18 protein-coding genes, 1 tRNA gene and 1 riboswitch are annotated in these 15,945 nt (G+C 69.1%); of the genes, 5 read left to right on the top strand and 14 right to left on the bottom strand.

Annotated features, from left to right (window positions below; genetic code table 11):
- Positions 1-14: 14 nt before the first annotated feature.
- Complete coding sequence (locus tag Voc01_RS06490; protein WP_203926334.1) at positions 15-671, bottom strand: response regulator; 657 nt, start codon at positions 669-671, stop codon at positions 15-17.
- Positions 668-1,828, bottom strand: a complete 1,161-nt coding sequence (locus tag Voc01_RS06485) for a sensor histidine kinase (RefSeq protein WP_203926333.1) — start codon at positions 1,826-1,828, stop codon at positions 668-670. The genes Voc01_RS06490 and Voc01_RS06485 overlap by 4 nt, the downstream gene beginning before the upstream one ends.
- 234 nt (positions 1,829-2,062) lie before the next feature.
- Between Voc01_RS06485 and Voc01_RS06480 the strand changes: the two genes are divergently transcribed.
- Positions 2,063-2,755, top strand: a complete 693-nt coding sequence (locus Voc01_RS06480) for a hypothetical protein (RefSeq protein WP_203926332.1) — start codon at positions 2,063-2,065, stop codon at positions 2,753-2,755.
- 122 nt (positions 2,756-2,877) lie between these two features.
- Here the strand turns inward: Voc01_RS06480 and Voc01_RS06475 are convergent, their stop codons facing one another.
- The 4 genes from Voc01_RS06475 to Voc01_RS06460 all read right to left on the bottom strand — a co-directional run bounded on the left by Voc01_RS06475 (position 2,878) and on the right by Voc01_RS06460 (position 4,317).
- Positions 2,878-3,240 (bottom strand): hypothetical protein, encoded by a 363-nt coding sequence (locus tag Voc01_RS06475; protein ID WP_203926331.1) that lies wholly within the window; start codon positions 3,238-3,240, stop codon positions 2,878-2,880.
- Positions 3,237-3,413, bottom strand: a complete 177-nt coding sequence (locus Voc01_RS06470; RefSeq protein ID WP_203926330.1) for a hypothetical protein — start codon at positions 3,411-3,413, stop codon at positions 3,237-3,239. The genes Voc01_RS06475 and Voc01_RS06470 overlap by 4 nt, the downstream gene beginning before the upstream one ends.
- 338 nt (positions 3,414-3,751) lie before the next feature.
- Positions 3,752-3,825 (bottom strand) — tRNA-Gly (locus Voc01_RS06465).
- Positions 3,826-3,834: 9 nt separating this feature from the next.
- Positions 3,835-4,317 (bottom strand): pyridoxamine 5'-phosphate oxidase family protein, encoded by a 483-nt coding sequence (locus Voc01_RS06460; protein ID WP_203926329.1) that lies wholly within the window; start codon positions 4,315-4,317, stop codon positions 3,835-3,837.
- Positions 4,318-4,394: 77 nt separating this feature from the next.
- On the opposite strand from Voc01_RS06460, the gene dcd reads away from it, so the two are divergent.
- Entirely contained in the window at positions 4,395-4,976 is a 582-nt protein-coding gene (dcd, locus tag Voc01_RS06455; RefSeq protein ID WP_203926328.1) for a dCTP deaminase, read from the top strand.
- Here the strand turns inward: dcd and Voc01_RS06450 are convergent.
- The 5 genes from Voc01_RS06450 to Voc01_RS06430 form a co-directional block, all read right to left on the bottom strand.
- Positions 4,973-5,932 carry a C40 family peptidase gene (locus Voc01_RS06450; protein ID WP_203926327.1) on the bottom strand — a complete coding sequence of 320 codons (960 nt, stop codon included), beginning with the start codon at positions 5,930-5,932 and terminating at the stop codon, positions 4,973-4,975. The genes dcd and Voc01_RS06450 overlap by 4 nt on opposite strands.
- 12 nt (positions 5,933-5,944) lie before the next feature.
- Positions 5,945-6,087: riboswitch (cyclic di-AMP (ydaO/yuaA leader) on the bottom strand.
- Positions 6,088-6,175: 88 nt separating this feature from the next.
- Entirely contained in the window at positions 6,176-6,853 is a 678-nt protein-coding gene (locus tag Voc01_RS06445; protein WP_203926326.1) for a LamG-like jellyroll fold domain-containing protein, read from the bottom strand.
- A 34-nt stretch (positions 6,854-6,887) separates the two neighbouring features.
- On the bottom strand, positions 6,888-7,868 hold the full coding sequence (locus tag Voc01_RS06440; RefSeq protein ID WP_203926325.1) for a C40 family peptidase: 981 nt from the start codon (positions 7,866-7,868) through the stop codon (positions 6,888-6,890).
- Between the two features lie 105 nt (positions 7,869-7,973).
- Positions 7,974-8,993, bottom strand: coding sequence for a hemolysin family protein (locus tag Voc01_RS06435; protein ID WP_203926324.1), 1,020 nt, complete (start codon positions 8,991-8,993; stop codon positions 7,974-7,976).
- On the bottom strand, positions 8,990-10,324 hold the full coding sequence (locus Voc01_RS06430; RefSeq protein ID WP_203926380.1) for a hemolysin family protein: 1,335 nt from the start codon (positions 10,322-10,324) through the stop codon (positions 8,990-8,992). The genes Voc01_RS06435 and Voc01_RS06430 overlap by 4 nt, the downstream gene beginning before the upstream one ends.
- Positions 10,325-10,427: 103 nt before the next feature.
- Here Voc01_RS06430 and Voc01_RS06425 point away from each other — a divergent pair, with 103 nt between their 5' ends.
- Positions 10,428-10,658 carry a hypothetical protein gene (locus Voc01_RS06425; protein WP_203926323.1) on the top strand — a complete coding sequence of 77 codons (231 nt, stop codon included), beginning with the start codon at positions 10,428-10,430 and terminating at the stop codon, positions 10,656-10,658.
- Here Voc01_RS06425 and Voc01_RS06420 read toward each other — a convergent pair.
- From Voc01_RS06420 to Voc01_RS06410, 3 genes are all read right to left on the bottom strand, one after another.
- Positions 10,655-11,344: a GOLPH3/VPS74 family protein gene (locus Voc01_RS06420; RefSeq protein WP_203926322.1), complete on the bottom strand. Its 690-nt coding sequence runs from the start codon at positions 11,342-11,344 to the stop codon at positions 10,655-10,657. The two genes, Voc01_RS06425 and Voc01_RS06420, sit on opposite strands and share 4 nt — an antisense overlap.
- Before the next feature lie 30 nt (positions 11,345-11,374).
- Positions 11,375-13,486, bottom strand: a complete 2,112-nt coding sequence (locus Voc01_RS06415) for a (Fe-S)-binding protein (RefSeq protein ID WP_203926321.1) — start codon at positions 13,484-13,486, stop codon at positions 11,375-11,377.
- A gap of 86 nt (positions 13,487-13,572) precedes the next feature.
- A complete protein-coding gene (locus Voc01_RS06410; protein WP_203926320.1) occupies positions 13,573-13,836 on the bottom strand; it encodes a cell division protein CrgA in 264 nt (87 codons plus the stop codon).
- A 100-nt stretch (positions 13,837-13,936) separates the two neighbouring features.
- Here Voc01_RS06410 and Voc01_RS06405 point away from each other — a divergent pair, with 100 nt between their 5' ends.
- Together Voc01_RS06405 and Voc01_RS06400 are read left to right on the top strand one after the other, a co-directional pair.
- Complete coding sequence (locus Voc01_RS06405) at positions 13,937-14,740, top strand: DUF881 domain-containing protein (RefSeq protein ID WP_203926379.1); 804 nt, start codon at positions 13,937-13,939, stop codon at positions 14,738-14,740.
- Entirely contained in the window at positions 14,737-15,945 is a 1,209-nt protein-coding gene (locus Voc01_RS06400) for a class E sortase (RefSeq protein ID WP_203926319.1), read from the top strand. The genes Voc01_RS06405 and Voc01_RS06400 overlap by 4 nt, the downstream gene beginning before the upstream one ends.

The raw sequence follows: 15,945 nt of genomic DNA, 5'->3' as shown, positions 1-15,945 counted from the left end.
CTCGCCTGGCCCTGTCACCCCTCGCCCGGGCTGATCAGACCGCTCTCGTACGCGTACGCGATGGCCCGGGCCCGGTCGCGCAGGCCGAGCTTGTCGAGCGCCCGGCCCAGGTGCGTCTTCACTGTCGTCTCCCCCAGGAAGAGGCTCGCCGCGATCTCGGCGTTCGACAGTCCCTTCCCCACCAACGCGAGCACCTCCGCCTCCCGACCGGTCAGCTTCGCGAGCGCCGGATCCCGCGGCCGCGCCTGCGGCGCGTCGGCGTACCGGCCGATCACCCGCGGCACCACCGCCGGGTCGAGCAGCCCTCGACCGGCCGCCACCTCCCGGAGTGCCCCGAGCAACTGCTCCGGCGGCGACACCTTCAGCAGGAACCCGGCCACCCCCGCCCGAAGCGCCCCGTCGACCAGGACCTCCTCGTCGAACGTCGTGAGCATGAGCACCCGCACGGCCGGGTCGGCCGCCGCGATCGCCCGGGCCGCGCCGATGCCGTCGAGGCCGGGCATCCGCGCGTCCATGAGCACGACGTCGGGCTTGAGCCGCGCGGCGGCCCGCACCGCCTCGTTCCCGTCGGCCGCCTCCCCGACGACCTCCATGTCGGGCTCGTCGGACAGCAGCATCTTCAGCCCGGCCCGCATGATCGCCTCGTCGTCGGCGAGCAGAACGCGGATCATCGGCTGGCCGCCGTGATCGGCTCTGTCAACGGGAAGACCGCGGCCACCTCGTATCCCCCACCCTCCCGTGGACCGGTACGCAACGTCCCATCGAACAACCCGACCCGTTCGCGCATCCCGACGAGCCCGAACCCCGGCACGTGCCCCGGCTTCGGCTCGGCCGCCGGCCCCTCGTCGGTGACCGTGACCGCCACCTCCCCCGCCCGGTACTCGACCCGCACCTCGGCCCGCGTGGTCGCCGCATGCCGCAGGACGTTGGTCAGGGCCTCCTGGACGATCCGGTACGCCGACATGTCCAGCCCCGCCGGCAGGGTGACCGGTTCGCCCTCGATCGTCACGTCGACGGCCAGCCCGGCCCGCCCGACCTGGCCGACCAGCGTGTCGAGGCGACGTAACGAGGGCGGCGGCGCCAGCCCGTCGGCGTCGTCGGGCCGCAGCAGGCCCACGACGCGACGGATCTCTCCGACGCTGCGCCGTCCCAGCTCCTCGACCTGCACCAGCGCATCGTGCTCGACCGGCCGGTCGACGAGCCGCCGGCGCAGCACCCCCGCCTGCATCGTCATCACGCTGACCGTGTGCGCGACCGCGTCGTGAAGCTCGCGCGAGATGCGCGCCCGCTCCTCGTCGACGGCGGCGCGGGCCCGGGCCTCCCGCTCGGCCGCCAACTCGGCCGCCAGCCGGGCAAGCTGGCGCGACCGGTCCTGCTCGCGCCGCAGGAGCGCCCCGAGTGCCCACCCGAACCCGACCAGTACGCCGAAGAACACCAGCTCCCACGAGCTTTCGCCGTAGGCCATCAGCGTGAACGCCGGGATCAGGGCGGCCGCCGCCGCGGCGACCAGCGACCGACGCGGCTCCACCCGGAACCCCGCATGAGCCACGAGCACCAGCTCGGCGATGAGCTGCGAGCCTCCCACCCCCGGCGTGTCACCGAAGACGAGGACCGGCACGGTGAGCACCGCGACCGTCATGCCGGTGAGCGGGAACAGCGCGGCGAGCGGGAAACACAGGAACAGGACCAACGCGATGCCGATCTCCATCGCCCCCGGCCCCTCGGGCACTTTGCTGCCGGTGAACTCGGCCACGGCGACGACCGCCCACAGCAGCCCCACGCCGAAGCCGGCGCCGAGCCACTGGAAACGGGTGTGCGGACCGCGCACGAGATCTCCTTGTTGTGCGGGAGGGACGCTCAGGTGGGTCCCCGGGTGTGCGACCGTAACTGGTGCGGACGCTGCGGCGAATCCCATCGTGGGAGGACCTGTGGGTCCTCCCACGGGACGACGCTGGCGGGCTCTCCAGACGACCGCGCCCACCCACGGACGCCCTCAGATCGCAGGTCGCTCCGCCCGCCGCGACGATCCGCCGCCCCGGGCGCCGGCCATAGCGTTCTCGGCATGACAAACACCGCTGTGACCAGCAACAACACCCTTCGCAAGCTCGCCGGAGCCGCGTTCTTCGCCGCTCCCGTCCTCATGGTCGGCGGCATGCTGACCAGCCCACCCCAGAACAGCAACTCGGCCCGCGACTACCTCGCGTCACTGGCCCGGGACTGGGACCTGTCGATCTTGTCGGCGAACCTGTTCCACTACGCCTGGGTGCTGCTGGCGGTCGCCGTCCCCGCGGCGCTCGCGCTGCTGCGCGGCGCCCGCGGCCGCACGCTCGCGTCGGTCGGCGTCGTGGGCACGGCCGTAGGCGCGGTGCAGATGTCGGGACTGCTCTTTTCGGACTGGACGAGCGCAGCGATGCCGACGATCGTCTCCCTGGACGAGGCCGTGCTGGTGTTCGACAAGGTGAACGCGGACCCGTCGATGGCTGCGTGGCTCCTGTCGGCCAAGGTGTTGGCGATCCTCATGCCCGTGGTACTGATGGCCGGCCTGGCACGCAACGGCACCGTGGGTTGGTGGACCGCGCCGATGGCCCTGACCCCGATGATCGTCGGCCCGATGGTGGGTGGTCTTGCTGGGTGCGTGGTGTCGCTGGCGCTGTACGCACCGCTGTTCCTGGTCGGATACCGGCTGGTGCGCCGGGCGAGCGCCGACGTGATCGCGGCTGAGGCCGCGGGTCCGCTGGCGGCCCGGTCGGCGTGAGCCTCAGGTACCTGCGAACGTGGACCCCTTTCTCAGGGAGTCCACGTTCGTGTCGGTCTGACCCCTGGGTGCCGGTCTCATGGCACGCCAATGGCACGACGATCTTGGCTTCTGCCGACCTGCTACAAGGTCAGGAGCGGCGGCGAACCGGCGGAGTACTGCCATGGAGCTTCGGTCACGATGTCGCCCTCGGTGTGGCTGGCTTCCCGGATAACGTGCCGGACGGCGAGACTGCCCACCGCGGTGCCAACCTCGATGGCTGTCGACTCATCCAGCGGCGTAACGATCACGCGGCCGGGGTGGAGGATGGCTCGCCAGGTGTCGCTGTTGCCACCGATCGCGGTGTTCGCCTCGGCGACCGCGACGGCGGGCAGGATGAGCGTCAACGTGCCGGCGTCGGCGTCCTGCCAGTTTGCGAAGGCTCGCCTGTTGCCTCGAAAGAGCGCAGTGATGGCGGTCTGGTCGAATACGCGGGTCTCGATCACGTGATGGGCTTGCCGTAGTAGCGGCGAACCTCTTCGTCGTGGCGCGCGAGCTCGGCGCGGAACTCGGCCCGCTCCTCCGGACTCATCTCGGGCAGGCTTTTCCAGCCCATCGCGATCCGCAGGCGCTCGGCGTTAGGGCTCGGCTCGGTGCGCTCGGGGACCGGCTGACTCATAGATAAAAGGTACCAACGCGGCCTGTCGCTCGGTGACCTCGAAACGGTCGAGCCCATCGGCCAGGTCCCGCTGGACGTGACACTCTCCCCCCCGACCGTCCCGTCTGCCGTCGACCCACCTGCAAGGAAGCGGGCCGGCGTCGGGGCCGCCATGACGAGCAAACTGTGACAATCACTCGGAAGCTGGGACCCGAGTGGTTCCGCCAGAGGCAAGAGCGTTGCGGAGACTCGGACATGTCCTGCGGCGGGAGCAGCGACCTGAAGCACGAGACATGATCACGATGGCATAGCGCGAAAGCCCTGGTCGAGACCGATGTCCTGACCAGGGCCCTTGTTCGTGGAGCGGGTGAAGGGAATCGAACCCTCACTGTCAGCTTGGGAAGCTGATGTTCTGCCATTGAACTACACCCGCGAGCGGCCACTACTGTACCGAATCGACCGCTCGTGGTCGACTCTGTACCCCCGGGTCGCGCCAAACCTCCCGCACCGCCGCCGCCGTACCTGGGTTGTGCACCGCCACCGCCACCTCGACGGTCAGCTCGAAGAGCCACCAGTCCACCGTGGGCTCGGCGCGCATGGCGGCGCCCAGGCGGGCCACCAGACCCGGTTCGACCACCCGGGTGGCGCGACCGGCCAGGTAGGCGTCGTCGTCGCTGCGGTCGGAGGGGAACGTGTGCAGCGCGTAGCGGCCGTCGCGTTCCAGGTCGTCGCGTTTGGCGGAGCGGACTATGAAGCAGTACAGGTTGCCGGCGTAGACGACGGGTGAGACGGGGTGTACCCGGGGACCACCGTCGGCGCGGACGGTGGCCAGGTAGGCCATACCCTGGCCGTACTGGTGCAGCAGGTCATGCACGACCGCGGCCAGGCGCGGCGACGACGAGGCGAAATCGGACCATCGGGCCATGCACCAACGGTATCGAACGTACGTTCGACATATGCCCGAAAACACTCGCGACACCCCGGAGAAGTACGCTCCCACGCATGCTGCTCTCCGACCGCGACCTCATCGACGAGCTCAAGGCCGGCACCCTGCTCCTGGAGCCGTTCGACCCGGCGCTGGTGCAGCCGTCCAGCATCGACGTGCGGCTAGACCGCTTCTTCCGGGTCTTCAACAACCACCTGTACACGCACATCGACCCGGCCGAGCAGCAGGACGACCTCACCGCGATGGTCGAGGTGGCCGACGGCCAGCCGTTCGTGCTCCACCCCGGCGAGTTCGTGCTGGCGTCGACGCTCGAGGTCATCACGCTCGGCGACCAACTGGCCGGCAGGCTGGAGGGCAAGTCGAGCCTGGGCCGGCTCGGGCTGCTCACCCACTCCACGGCCGGCTTCATCGACCCCGGGTTCTCCGGCCACGTCACCCTCGAACTGTCGAACGTGGCGAACCTGCCCATCAGGCTCTGGCCCGGCATGAAGATCGGCCAGCTGTGCATCTTCCGGCTGTCGTCGCCGGCGGAGCACCCGTACGGCACCGAGGTCTACGGCTCCCGCTACCAGGGACAGCGCGGCCCGACCGCCAGTCGCTCGTACCTCAACTGGCGCGTCTGGCCGACAAAGAACTAGCCCGGCCGGCGGTACCCCGCGATGGGACCGTCGTCGATGCGCTTCATCCGCACCTGGTCGCCCGACGTGGGTGCGTGGACGATCCAGTTGTTGCCGACGTACATGCCCATGTGGTGCAGGTCGCTGTAGTAGAAGACCAGGTCGCCCGGGCGCAGCTCGGCCCGGCTGACCGGCTTGGTGTCCGACCACTGCCACTTCGTGTAGTGACGCAGGCTCACGCCGGCGGCCTTCCACGCGTACATCGTCAGACCGGAGCAGTCGAACGTGCCGGGACCGGTGGAGCCGAACACGTACGGCTTGCCGATCTGGGCGCACGCCGTTCGCGCGGCGATCGACGCCGGGCCACCGGGATACGTGGCGGGGCACGGCGCCGGCTGCAGGGCGCCCTTGCCGCCGGTCGTGCCGAACGCCGCCAGCCGCATGTCGTTGAGCTTCTTGATCTCGGCGTCGATGTCGGCCTTGCGCTTGGCGAGGTCGGCCTCCTGCGCCGACAGCTTCGACACCAGTTGGTCGAGCGGCTGCTTCGCCTCTTCGTACTGCTTCTTCAGCGCCAACACGTCGGCGAGCGCGGCCTCCTGCTTGCGGGCCAACGCCTCGAGCCGCACGAGCCGGTCGCCCAACCCGTCGGAGGAACCGGCCGCCAGCAACGCGTTCAGCGTGCCGGTACGGCCGGTCTTGTACTCGTGGACGGTGAGCGCCGCCACCTTCGACCGGGCCGCGTCGACCTGCTCCTGCAGCGGCCGGATCTGCTCGGTGAGCGCGTCGACCTTCGCCTTGTTCTCGGCGAGCTCGGCCTGGATCTTGTTGTGCTCTTCGATCACCGGCTCGAGCTGGTTCCACTGCGCGTCGATCTGTTTCTCGATCTCCGTGGTGGACGGCTCCGCATGCGCCTGTGCGCCGAGTGACAGTGCGAGAACGGAACCCAGTACAGCGGCGGCAAGGACGCGCAGTCGCACGTGCGGTGTCGCTCCCTCTTCCGTGACCGCCTACCGGGTTAGCTGACGGATTCGGGCGGGAAGATTCGCCCTACCACCGCATACGCGGCGGATTCACCCCAGTGGTGCTTGTGGTTCCCCGGTTCGCCCGAAAGGAGATTCGGCGGTGCCGGGCGGCGTACCCGAGGGGCGGGCACTGACGTCCGGTCCGGCCAGACAACGCTAAGTGTCCGCGCGGGCGGTCGCAAGGGCTGGCAGGGAGATCTATCCCCCAATGACGACGAAAACGTCATCGATCGCCCCGTGGAACTGGTCGTTGTTGGGGCTGAGTCCCTTGCCACCGATGCGAAGCGGGTCACTGTTCACAATGGACAGTGACTCGGGAACGCGTATCTGCCCCAGAATCGACCCGTCGACCAGGATCGACAATGTCGAAACGCTGCGTACGCACTCGACTGCGTGCCACTGTCCATCTGCGACGGACGCACCCCCGGTCACCATGTAAATGCGCCGCGAACCGGAGCCGACAAGCACGCAGCTCGGCAGCCCCGCCGCCCCGTCGACCTGCAACTTGAACTGACCGTGACCGCGCGAGAACCCTTTCTGAAGAACGTTCTCGCCCGCGGCGGTGTCGTCAGTCGTCATAAGAACGGCCGCGCCGAAGCGCAGCTGCGAGGTACCCGGGTTCGGAGCGTCAGAAGCCTCCAGCACCACCCGTGGGCAGCCGCGGCCAGCGTAGATCCGGCATCTCGGCGGAAACCGCACGGCCTGTCCGCCTCCGTGCGGTTCGGGATGGACCTCGCCGCCCGCGATCGCCACCACCGACAGCTCGTCACCGAGCTGTTCGAAAGGGAAACGAATCTCGGCGACGGCGCCGTCTGCCGGGGTCACCAGGAAGGTGACCCCCAGCAGAACGACAGCGACCAGGAACCTCAAGCCCATTCAGACATTATGGGCGATTTGCAACGAAAGTCTGTTAAGGCCTCGCGTAGCCGACGATCGAACTGTCGCTGCTCACGTTCTTGGTCTTCACCGGTACGCCGGCCCGCGAGGCATGAACCGCGATGCCGTTACCGATGTAGATCGCGACGTGACTGGGATTGCTGCTGCTGTAGAAGAAGATCAGGTCGCCGGCCTGTAGCTGATCCTTGGAGATCCGGTTGAGCCCGCGCCACTGGTCGCCGGAGGTGCGTGGAATGGACCTCCCGGCCGCCTTCCACGAGTAGCTCGTCAGGCCGGAGCAGTCGAACTGGTTGGGCCCCGCCGCGCCGAACACGTACGGCTTGCCCAGCTGCGCGCACGCGGTGCGGGCAGCGGTCGCTCCCGCACCGCCGCCCTCGATGGCCGGGCACGTCCCGGTGTTGGCGCCGGAGCCGCCGGTGCCGCCACCGCCGCCGAGCAGCTGCCGCTGCAGCTTCTCCAGGTCGGCGATCTTCTTCTCGATGTCCTTCTTCTTCGCGGCGAGCTCGGCTTCCTTCGCCGTCTGCTGCGCGATGATCTCGTCGAGCGCCCGCTTGTCGTTCCGGTACTTGTCGACGGTGTCGGCGACGCCGGCCACCTTGCTGCGCTGGTTGCGGGCGAGCAGTTCCAGCTGGCTCAGCGTCTGCGCCGTGTCGTTCGCCGACTCGGCGCCGAGCACCGCGTTCAGCGCGCCCATCCGGCCGTTCTTGTACGCCGTCACGGCGATCGACTTGACCGAGAGCATCGCCTCGTCGACCTGCGCCGCCATCGGGGCCAACTGGGTCTGCAGCGCGTCGGCCTTGGCCCGGTTCGCCGCCAGCTCCGAGTTGATCTTGTTATATTCCTCGATGATCGGCTCGATCAGGCGGAACTGCTCGTCGAGCTGCGCCTCGATCTCCGCAGGCGTCGGGACGGCGTAAGCGTGAGTTGCCGTGCCCACTCCGACAGCCATCGTCATAAAACCGATGACCGCCACTCGTAGCAATCGACGGATCACGTAGGGGTCTCCCTCAGCGGTCGACGTAAAAACAAAGCGAACGCGCAGAACCGTGGAGACAATAGTGAATGGATCTCCACCAGGCAACCCGCGAACTATTTGCCATCAAGTCGAAACAGAGGGTGTTCCTACGACAGCCATCAATACATCGTCCAAAGTCACCACACCCAACGGAGTGCGCGCGTCACTGACGAGCATCATGTGGCGGCGCTCCTTGCGCATCGCCAGCAGCAGCTCAGCGAGGGTGCGGTCGCCGGCGACCACCGGTAGCGGCCGGATCAGCTCCGGCGGAATGGGTTCCCGCCGCTGCGCGCCGACAATGCCCAGAATGTCTTTGACGTGCACGAACCCCAGAACCCGGCGAGTGGCTCTTTCCACAACCGGGAACCGGGACCATCCGGTACGCGTAGCGAGCACCTCGAGCGACGCCGGCGACACGTCGGCGGTCACCGTCGTCACCGAGGCCCACGGTCGCATCACATCGAGCGCCGTGCTGTTGTTCAACGCGAGCGCACCGGTGATGCGCGCGTGCTCCGACGCGTCGAGCAGGCCCTCGGTGCGCGCCTGCGAAACCAGGCCGGCCAGTTCCTCGGCGGTGAACACGGTCTTCACCGCGTCGGTCGACTCGATCCGCCAGATCCGCAGGATCACCTTCGACAGCCACTTCAACGCCTGCAGCAGCGGCTTGGTCGCCAGGCAGAACCAGTAGAGCAGCGGCCCGAGCCACACCACGACGCTCTCCGGACCGGCGAGGGCCAGGTTCTTCGGCACCATCTCGCCGATCACCGTGTGCAGGTACGACACGATCGCGAGGGCGAGCACGAACGCGATGGGGTGCAGGGCCGCGTCGGGCACGCCGACGAGGTGGAACGGCGCCTCGAGGTAGTGCGCCAGCGCCGGTTCGGCGATCGCGCCGAGGCCGAGCGTGCAGATCGTGATGCCGAGTTGCGCCCCCGCGATCATGAGCGGGATCTCGCTCATCGCGCGCAGCGCCATGCGGGCCCGCCGGGAGGTCTCGGCCCGCGGTTCGAGAACGGTGCGACGTGACGCGATGAGCGCGAACTCGGAGCCCACGAAGAACCCGTTGCCCAGCAGCAGCACGCCGGTGATCAGCAGCTTGATCATGAGTCGTCGTCACCGGGGTCCCGGTGCGTGACCCGCACCTGCTCGACCCGCCGCCGGTCGACCTCCACGACCGTGAACTCCCAGTCGCCCTCGACGACTGTCTCCTCCGGTGCCGGAATGTGGCCCAGCCGCGCCATGAGGAAGCCGGCCAGCGTCTCGTACGGGCCCGGCGGCAGCCGGAACCCGGTCAGCTCGGCCAGCTCGTCCTCCCGGAGCACGCCGTCGACCAGCACCGGTTCCATCAGCGGGTGGCCGAGCAGGGCGGGCGGGTCGAGGTCGGGCGCGAAGAGGTCGTGGGTCGTCTCGACGGGGTCGTGCTCGTCGTCGATCTCGCCGACGAGCTCCTCCACCAGGTCCTCGATCGTCACGACGCCGTCGGTACCGCCGTACTCGTCGACCACGATCGCCATGCCGGCGTCGGCCGCGCCCAGGGCCGCGAGCACGCGGTCCAGGTCCAGGCTCTCCGGAACGAAGACCGGCTCGCGCGCGACAGAGGCCACCGTCGTGGTCGATCTCTTCGCCGGTGGGACGCCGAGGGCGTCGATCACGGTCGCGACGCCCCGGACCTGGTCGAGCGTCTGCACGTACACCGGGAACCGGCTGTGGCCGGTGCTCATCGCCTGCTCGACCAGTTCCGCCACGGTGTCCTCGGTACGCAGCCCCACGACGTCCACCCGCGGGGTCATGGCCTCGGCGGCCCGCTTGTCGCCGAAGCGGATCGTGCGTTGCAGCATCACCGCGGTCTCGGTGGGCAGGGCGCCGGCCTGCGCGGAGATCGCCGCGAGCAGGCCCAGCTCCTCCGGCGAGCGGGCGCTGGCGAGCTCCTCCTGCGGCTCCACCCCGAGCCGTCGGACCAGCCAGTTCGCCGACCCGTTCAGCACGACGATCAACGGCCGGAAGACCTTCGAGAAGATCCGTTGCGGACCGGCGGTGGCGCGGGCCACCGGCATCGGGCGGGCCAGGGCCGCATTCTTCGGCACGAGCTCGCCGAACAGCATCGAGAACAGGGTGGCGATCGCGAGCGCGATGATGTGGCTCGCGCCGGCGAACACGGGGTCGATCAGCTCGGCGATGGCCGGCTCGGCGAGGTAGCCCGTGAGCAGCGCGGTGATCGTGATGCCGAGCTGCGCGCCGGACAGCTGGAACGACAGCTCGCGCAGGGCCCGCCGGACGGTCCGGGCCACCCGGTCGCCGGCCTCCGCCTGCCTGTCGATCTCGGCCCGGTCGACCGTGACGAGCGAGAACTCGGCCGCCACGAATCCGGCGTTGGCTGCGGTGAGCAGGATGAACGCCAATAGGGGAAGGAGAGCGGTCAGTAATGCGGCGTCGATCGTCGTCTCACCTTCATACGAACTGACACCACCTTTGTCGGTGACAGGATATCGATCTCGAGGGGGTTATGATCGCCCGAATGCCCCGTCCGTGGAGAGGGCGATGGACAACGCTCTGATGCTCGTCGTGGCGCTGATCGTCGGCCTGTGGGTCGGCGGAAGCTTCGCGCGCTTCAACCGGTCGCGGCGTGACCTCAAGGGCACCAAAAGCCTCGTCGGTGGGCTGCGCAAGCGCCGCAACGCCGCCGGGCTGCACAGCTTGCGCGCCACGTTGGTGCTGCTCGGGGTCGTCTTCGTGTTCTTCCTCGGTCTCCGGGCGGCGGGCCGGATCTAGTTGTTCGTGGTCGTGGTGGTCACCACGGTGGTGGCGATCATCGTGGTGATCAGCGCGGCCTCGACCTGTTCGATCGCCTTGCGCACGCCCTCCGAGGCCCACTGACCCGACGCCACCGAGGCCTCCGACATCTCCTGGATCCGCCGCTTCACGTCGCGGCCCTTGCGGCCGTCGAACACCTTGCCGCTCAGCCCGGCCGCCTGCACGAGCGCGGCCAGCGCCGACGTGCGCGGATCGACCGGATCGGGTCCGTCGAGGGCGGCGTTGAGGCGCGCGCGGGCGTCCGTCTCCTGTGGCGGTTGGACCCCGTGAGCGGACGGGTAGCGCGTGCGCGGAAAGACCCACAGCACCTTGTCCTGCTCCCGGGTGAGCACGCCGGCAGCCACGAGGTCGTCGAGCAGCCGCTGGTGCAGCTTGTCGCCGGGCAACCGGGAGAGCCAGTCGCGCGGGGTGCGCGTCTTCTTGTCGTTGGCGACCGTCGACAGCGTCTCGTCGAGCACCGGGTCGCCGGTGGGGGTCGCGTCGGTGACGACGATCTTGTCGTCGCCGTCGACGTCGAACCTGCCGGCCAGCGCCAGCTCGAGCAGCACCGCACCCGACAGGCCGAAATTGAGCGACGACGCGCCCAGCTGGGCGTCGCCCTCGTCGCTGTAGGCCAGGAGCAGGAGTTCGTCAGCGAGCCGCATGCGCACCTGCCTACCCAGCCCGTGCCGGCGCTACTCCTTGATCGACCGGAGCAGCACGATGGCCACGTCGACGACCTCGACGTTCTCGTCAGCGGCGCCGGTCGCCTTCTTGCCGGTCACCCCGTCGCCGAGCATCGTCAGGCAGAACGGGCAGCTGACGGCCACCGTCTGCGCGTTGGTCGACAGTGCCTCCTCGACCCGCTCGACGTTGATCCGCTTGCCGATGCGCTCCTCCATCCACATGCGGGCGCCGCCGGCGCCGCAGCAGAACGACCGCTCCGCGAACCGCGGCATCTCGGTGACGCCGGTGTCCTTGGCGACCGCGCCCAGCACCTCGCGCGGCGGAGCGAACACGCGGTTGTGGCGGCCCAGGTAGCACGGGTCGTGGTAGGTCAGGCCGCCGTCGAGCGGCTTCACCGGCGTGAGCTTGCCGGTGCTGACCAGCTGCGACAGCAGCTGCGTGTGGTGGATGACCTCGTAGGTGCCGCCGAGCTGCGGGTACTCGTTGGCCAGCGTGTTGAAGCAGTGCGGGCAGCTCGCGACGATCTTCTTGACGCCGACCTCGTTGAGCGTCTCGACGTTCTGCTGGGCCATCATCTGGAACAGGAACTCGTTGCCGACGCGGCGGGCCGGGTCGCCGGTGCACGACTCGCCATCGCCGAGCACCGCGTACTTCACGCCGGCCTCGTGCAGCAGCGTCGCCACCGCGCGGGTGGTGCGCTTGGCCCGGTCTTCGAACGCGCCGGCGCAGCCGACCCAGAACAGGTACTCGAAGTCCTCGACCTCACCGGCCACCGGCACCTCGAAGTCGAGGCCCTTCATCCAATCGGCGCGGGCCGACTGGGCGGCTCCCCACGGGTTGCCCTTGTTCTCCAGGTTGCGGAGCATCACCCCGGCCTCGGTCGGGAAGTTCGACTCGATCATCACCTGGTAGCGGCGCATGTCGACGATGTGGTCGACGTGCTCGATGTCGACCGGGCACTGCTCGACGCACGCGCCGCACGTGGTGCACGACCACAGCACGTCGGGGTCGATGATGCCCATCTCCTCGGCACCGCCGATCAGCGGCCGCTCGGCCTCGGCCTTCGCCTCGGTGGATACCCCGTCCTTGTTCTCGCCGGCGAGAAGGTAGGGCGCCTTGGCGTACGCGTGGTCACGCAGGCTCAGCACGAGCAGCTTGGGCGACAGCGGCTTGCCGGTGTTCCAGGCGGGGCACTGCGACTGGCAGCGGCCGCACTCGGTGCAGGTGGTGAAGTCGAGCAGGCCCTTCCAGGTGAACTGCTCCACCGCGGCGACGCCGAACGGCACCTCTTCCGGGTCGGCCTCTTCGAAGTCGATCGGCTTGCCGGCGGCCATCATCGGCTGCAGCGCGCCGAGCGCCGGCTTCTCGCTGGCCGTCCGCTTGAACCAGATGTTCGGGAACGCGCTGAACCGGTGCCAGGCGACACCCATCGTGACGTTGAGCGAGATCGTGATCAGCCAGGCCATCGAGATGAGCAGCTTGACCATGGCGACCAGGGAGATCGCCGTGTCGTTGCCGGGGATGACCTGCCCGAGCCCGTACGTGACCGGCGTCGCCCAGGCCGGGTACTCGGCGTGCCCGGCGGCGAACTTGAGGCTGCGGATCAGCAGCCCGCAGATGAGGACGCCGACGATCGTCCACTCGACGTAGTACGCCTGCCACATCGTCGACCCGGTGAACCGGGACAGGCCCTTCTTGCGGGTGGGCAGGTTACGCAGCCGGACGACGATCAGCGCGAGGATGCCGATCAGCCCGAAGACGCTCAGCCACTCGGTGACCAGCCCGTACGGTGCCCAACCGCCGAGCAGCGGCAGCTTGCCCTCGGCACTGACCACGTCGAAGTAGGCCTCGACCACGAGCAGGAACAGCACGAGGAACGAGACCATGACGAACCAGTGCGCCAGCCCGATGCCGCTCCACTTGAGCATGCGGGTATGCCCGAGCGTCTCCCGCAGCATGGTGGCGGTGCGCTGGCCCTTGCCGTCGAACCGCTCCGCGGGGACGGCCTGACCCAGCCGGATCACGCTGACCATCTGGCGGACGGCACGTACCGCCAGTACGACCGCCGTGATCGTGACAAGGGCGGCGACGACGGTCGCCACCACCTGGACCGGCCCCATTGGTGCGCCTCCGTAAGCCCGTGAGCCTGATTTCGACGAGCTTACGGCTCGCTACCGACAAGTAACCGCCGCAGTGGGAAAGTCCACTACCTCCACTTGGACAGGACGCCCAGTGCGGCGACCATCGCGCCGAACCCGATCGCCAGGTTCCAGTAGCGCCACGAGTACACCGGGTACTGGCCCTGCGACAGGTAGAACGTGACCAGCCAGGCGATGCCGGCGACGATCAACGCGACCGCCAGCGCGGGCACCCAGACCGGGCTCGGCTTCCGGGTCGTCGCCGCCTGCGTGGGCCGGAGCTCGGCGGGCGGCGTGTAGACCTTCTTCTTGCGTACGTTTGACTTCGGCACTGCGTCTCCAAGGAGGGGCTCGGGCGGGCACCCCCGCGGTGCGAGAATGCTGAATGACAAGCGTAGTCAAGCCGGCGCGCGGCGACAGGTTGGGGGCGTGGTGGAGTACACATCCGGTGCCGTTTCGTGGTCCGGAGCGTTCCGCCGCGCCTGGCATGGCCTGCGCCGACGCACCGACCGCCGCCGTGGGTGGTCGTTGCTGGTTCCCATTGTGGCCCTTCTCGCGGGTCTTTTGGTCACGACCACCGCAAATACCGCAGCGGGTACCGAACTTCGCAATGATCGCCGCCCGGAATTGACGAACCTGATCGAGAAGCGCCAACAGGATGTCTCCGCGGCCGAGGAACGGGCCGATCGCCTCCGGCGCGATGTCGAGGCCCTCACCGGCGGCATCGGCAAGACCGACGCGGGCGTGGCGCAGCAGCAGGGCGAAGCCGCCGACCGGGAGGCCGCGGCGGGACTGACCGCGTTACGTGGTCCCGGTGTGACCGTGCGCATGAACGACGCACCGCGCCGGCCCGACGGCACCCGGCCGGCCAACGCCAGCGCCGACGATCTGGTGGTGCACCAGCAGGACGTACAGGCCGTGGTGAACGCGTTGTGGGCCGGCGGAGCGGAGGCCATGATGATCATGGGAGTCCGCATCATCGCCACCAGCGCCGTACGCTGCGTCGGGAACACACTCCTGCTCGACGGGCGGGTGCACTCGCCCCCGTTCGTGATCACGGCAATCGGAGACCCTGGCCGCCTGCAGCGCTCACTCGACGAGTCCGGCGGGGTGCGGCTGTTCCGCAACGCGGCCGCCGACTTCGGACTCGGCTACGAGGTCAGGGTGGAGGGGGACGTCACCGTGCCGGCTTACCACGGGTCACTCGCCTTACCCGGGGCGAAGGTGCCTGAATGACCTCGCAGCCGGCGCACCGCCCCAGGCACCGTCCCGCCCACGCGGCACCACCCGACCACGACGAGGGGTCGATCGACAACGAACCCACGTCGGCCCTACCGGCGCACCGGCTGCCCCCGATCCGTCCCGACTTCCTCGACACCGCCCCGCCCCCGCCGGCCAGGGAGGTCGGAGACCGGTCCGGCCGGCGCAGTCGTGGCCGCGAGACCTCCGTTCCGGTGACGATAGGGTCCGAATCGGGCAATGACCCACGCGACGTCGAGACCCTCGGCGAAAATGGGCCCGGAACGACCGACGCGACCGCCACCTCGGTGCTGACGCCGGTGGTGCCCGAAGACCGCACCGCGATCATTCCGCGACTGCACGGCCGGGGCGAACTGCGGGTGGCGGAGACGGCAGACCGGAACAGCACCGGCGACGGGCGGCAGGCGCCGAGGGGCGTCCGCGTCATCCCGTTGCGACCGGTGCAGACCGCAGACGGTTACAGGAGCGTGTACTCGGAAGTGACCCGTACGACGCCCGCCACCGTCGCGCGCACGGTTGCCCGTGGCACCGGCGAACTGCTCATCACGCTGGGCCTCATCGTGCTGCTGTTCGCGGCGTACGAGGTGTGGGGCAAGGCCGCCATCGTCAACGCGGAGCAGAACGACCTCGACCGGCAGCTCGCGCAGCAGTTCGCCCAGCAGCCGTCGACCTCGCCGTCCGCCGGTCTCGGCGCGGCGGTGCCGCCGCCGCTCTCCGGTGGTGCGCTGGCCCGCCTGTACATCCCGCGCCTGGACAAGAACTGGGTCGTCGTACAGGGCGTCACGCAGAAGGACATCCGGTACGCGCCCGGCCACTACCCGAACACGGCGATGCCGGGCGAGGTCGGGAACTTCTCCGTGGCCGGCCACCGCAACCGGGCCATCTTCTGGGACCTCGACCAGCTGAGGGTCGGCGACCCGATCGTTGTGGAGACCGCTCAGACGTTCTACGTGTACCGGGTCACCCAGAGCCACGTGGTGCTGCCGACCGCGGTGCAGGTGGTGGCGCCGGTGCCGGGCCAGCCGGGCAAGAAGCCGCAGGACATGATGCTGACGCTCACCACCTGCAACCCGAAGTTCAACAACTACCAGCGGCTGATCATCCACGCGAAGCTCGACCCCGGCGACCCCTCATCGGTCGTCCAGCGCACCGCGGGCCGGCCCAGGGAAATCGGGGGCTGA

Origin of the sequence: Virgisporangium ochraceum, assembly GCF_016863655.1 — a bacterium.
GTDB classification, from domain to species: domain Bacteria; phylum Actinomycetota; class Actinomycetes; order Mycobacteriales; family Micromonosporaceae; genus Virgisporangium; species Virgisporangium ochraceum.
Note: the sequence above shows the minus strand (reverse complement) of the source record. Positions and strands in the feature narration are given on the sequence as shown.

Excerpts from the sequence above, each read along its gene's own strand:
- Voc01_RS06490 (WP_203926334.1), bottom strand. The coding sequence starts at position 671 with ATGATCCGCGTTCTGCTCGCCGACGACGAGGCGATCATGCGGGCCGGG.
- Voc01_RS06480 (WP_203926332.1), top strand. The coding sequence starts at position 2,063 with ATGACAAACACCGCTGTGACCAGCAACAACACCCTTCGCAAGCTCGCC.
- Voc01_RS06470 (WP_203926330.1), bottom strand. The coding sequence starts at position 3,413 with ATGAGTCAGCCGGTCCCCGAGCGCACCGAGCCGAGCCCTAACGCCGAG.
- Voc01_RS06460 (WP_203926329.1), bottom strand. The coding sequence starts at position 4,317 with ATGGCCCGATGGTCCGATTTCGCCTCGTCGTCGCCGCGCCTGGCCGCG.
- dcd (WP_203926328.1), top strand. The coding sequence starts at position 4,395 with ATGCTGCTCTCCGACCGCGACCTCATCGACGAGCTCAAGGCCGGCACC.
- Voc01_RS06445 (WP_203926326.1), bottom strand. The coding sequence starts at position 6,853 with ATGGGCTTGAGGTTCCTGGTCGCTGTCGTTCTGCTGGGGGTCACCTTC.
- Voc01_RS06435 (WP_203926324.1), bottom strand. The coding sequence starts at position 8,993 with ATGATCAAGCTGCTGATCACCGGCGTGCTGCTGCTGGGCAACGGGTTC.
- Voc01_RS06425 (WP_203926323.1), top strand. The coding sequence starts at position 10,428 with ATGGACAACGCTCTGATGCTCGTCGTGGCGCTGATCGTCGGCCTGTGG.
- Voc01_RS06420 (WP_203926322.1), bottom strand. The coding sequence starts at position 11,344 with ATGCGGCTCGCTGACGAACTCCTGCTCCTGGCCTACAGCGACGAGGGC.
- Voc01_RS06415 (WP_203926321.1), bottom strand. The coding sequence starts at position 13,486 with ATGGGGCCGGTCCAGGTGGTGGCGACCGTCGTCGCCGCCCTTGTCACG.
- Voc01_RS06400 (WP_203926319.1), top strand. The coding sequence starts at position 14,737 with ATGACCTCGCAGCCGGCGCACCGCCCCAGGCACCGTCCCGCCCACGCG.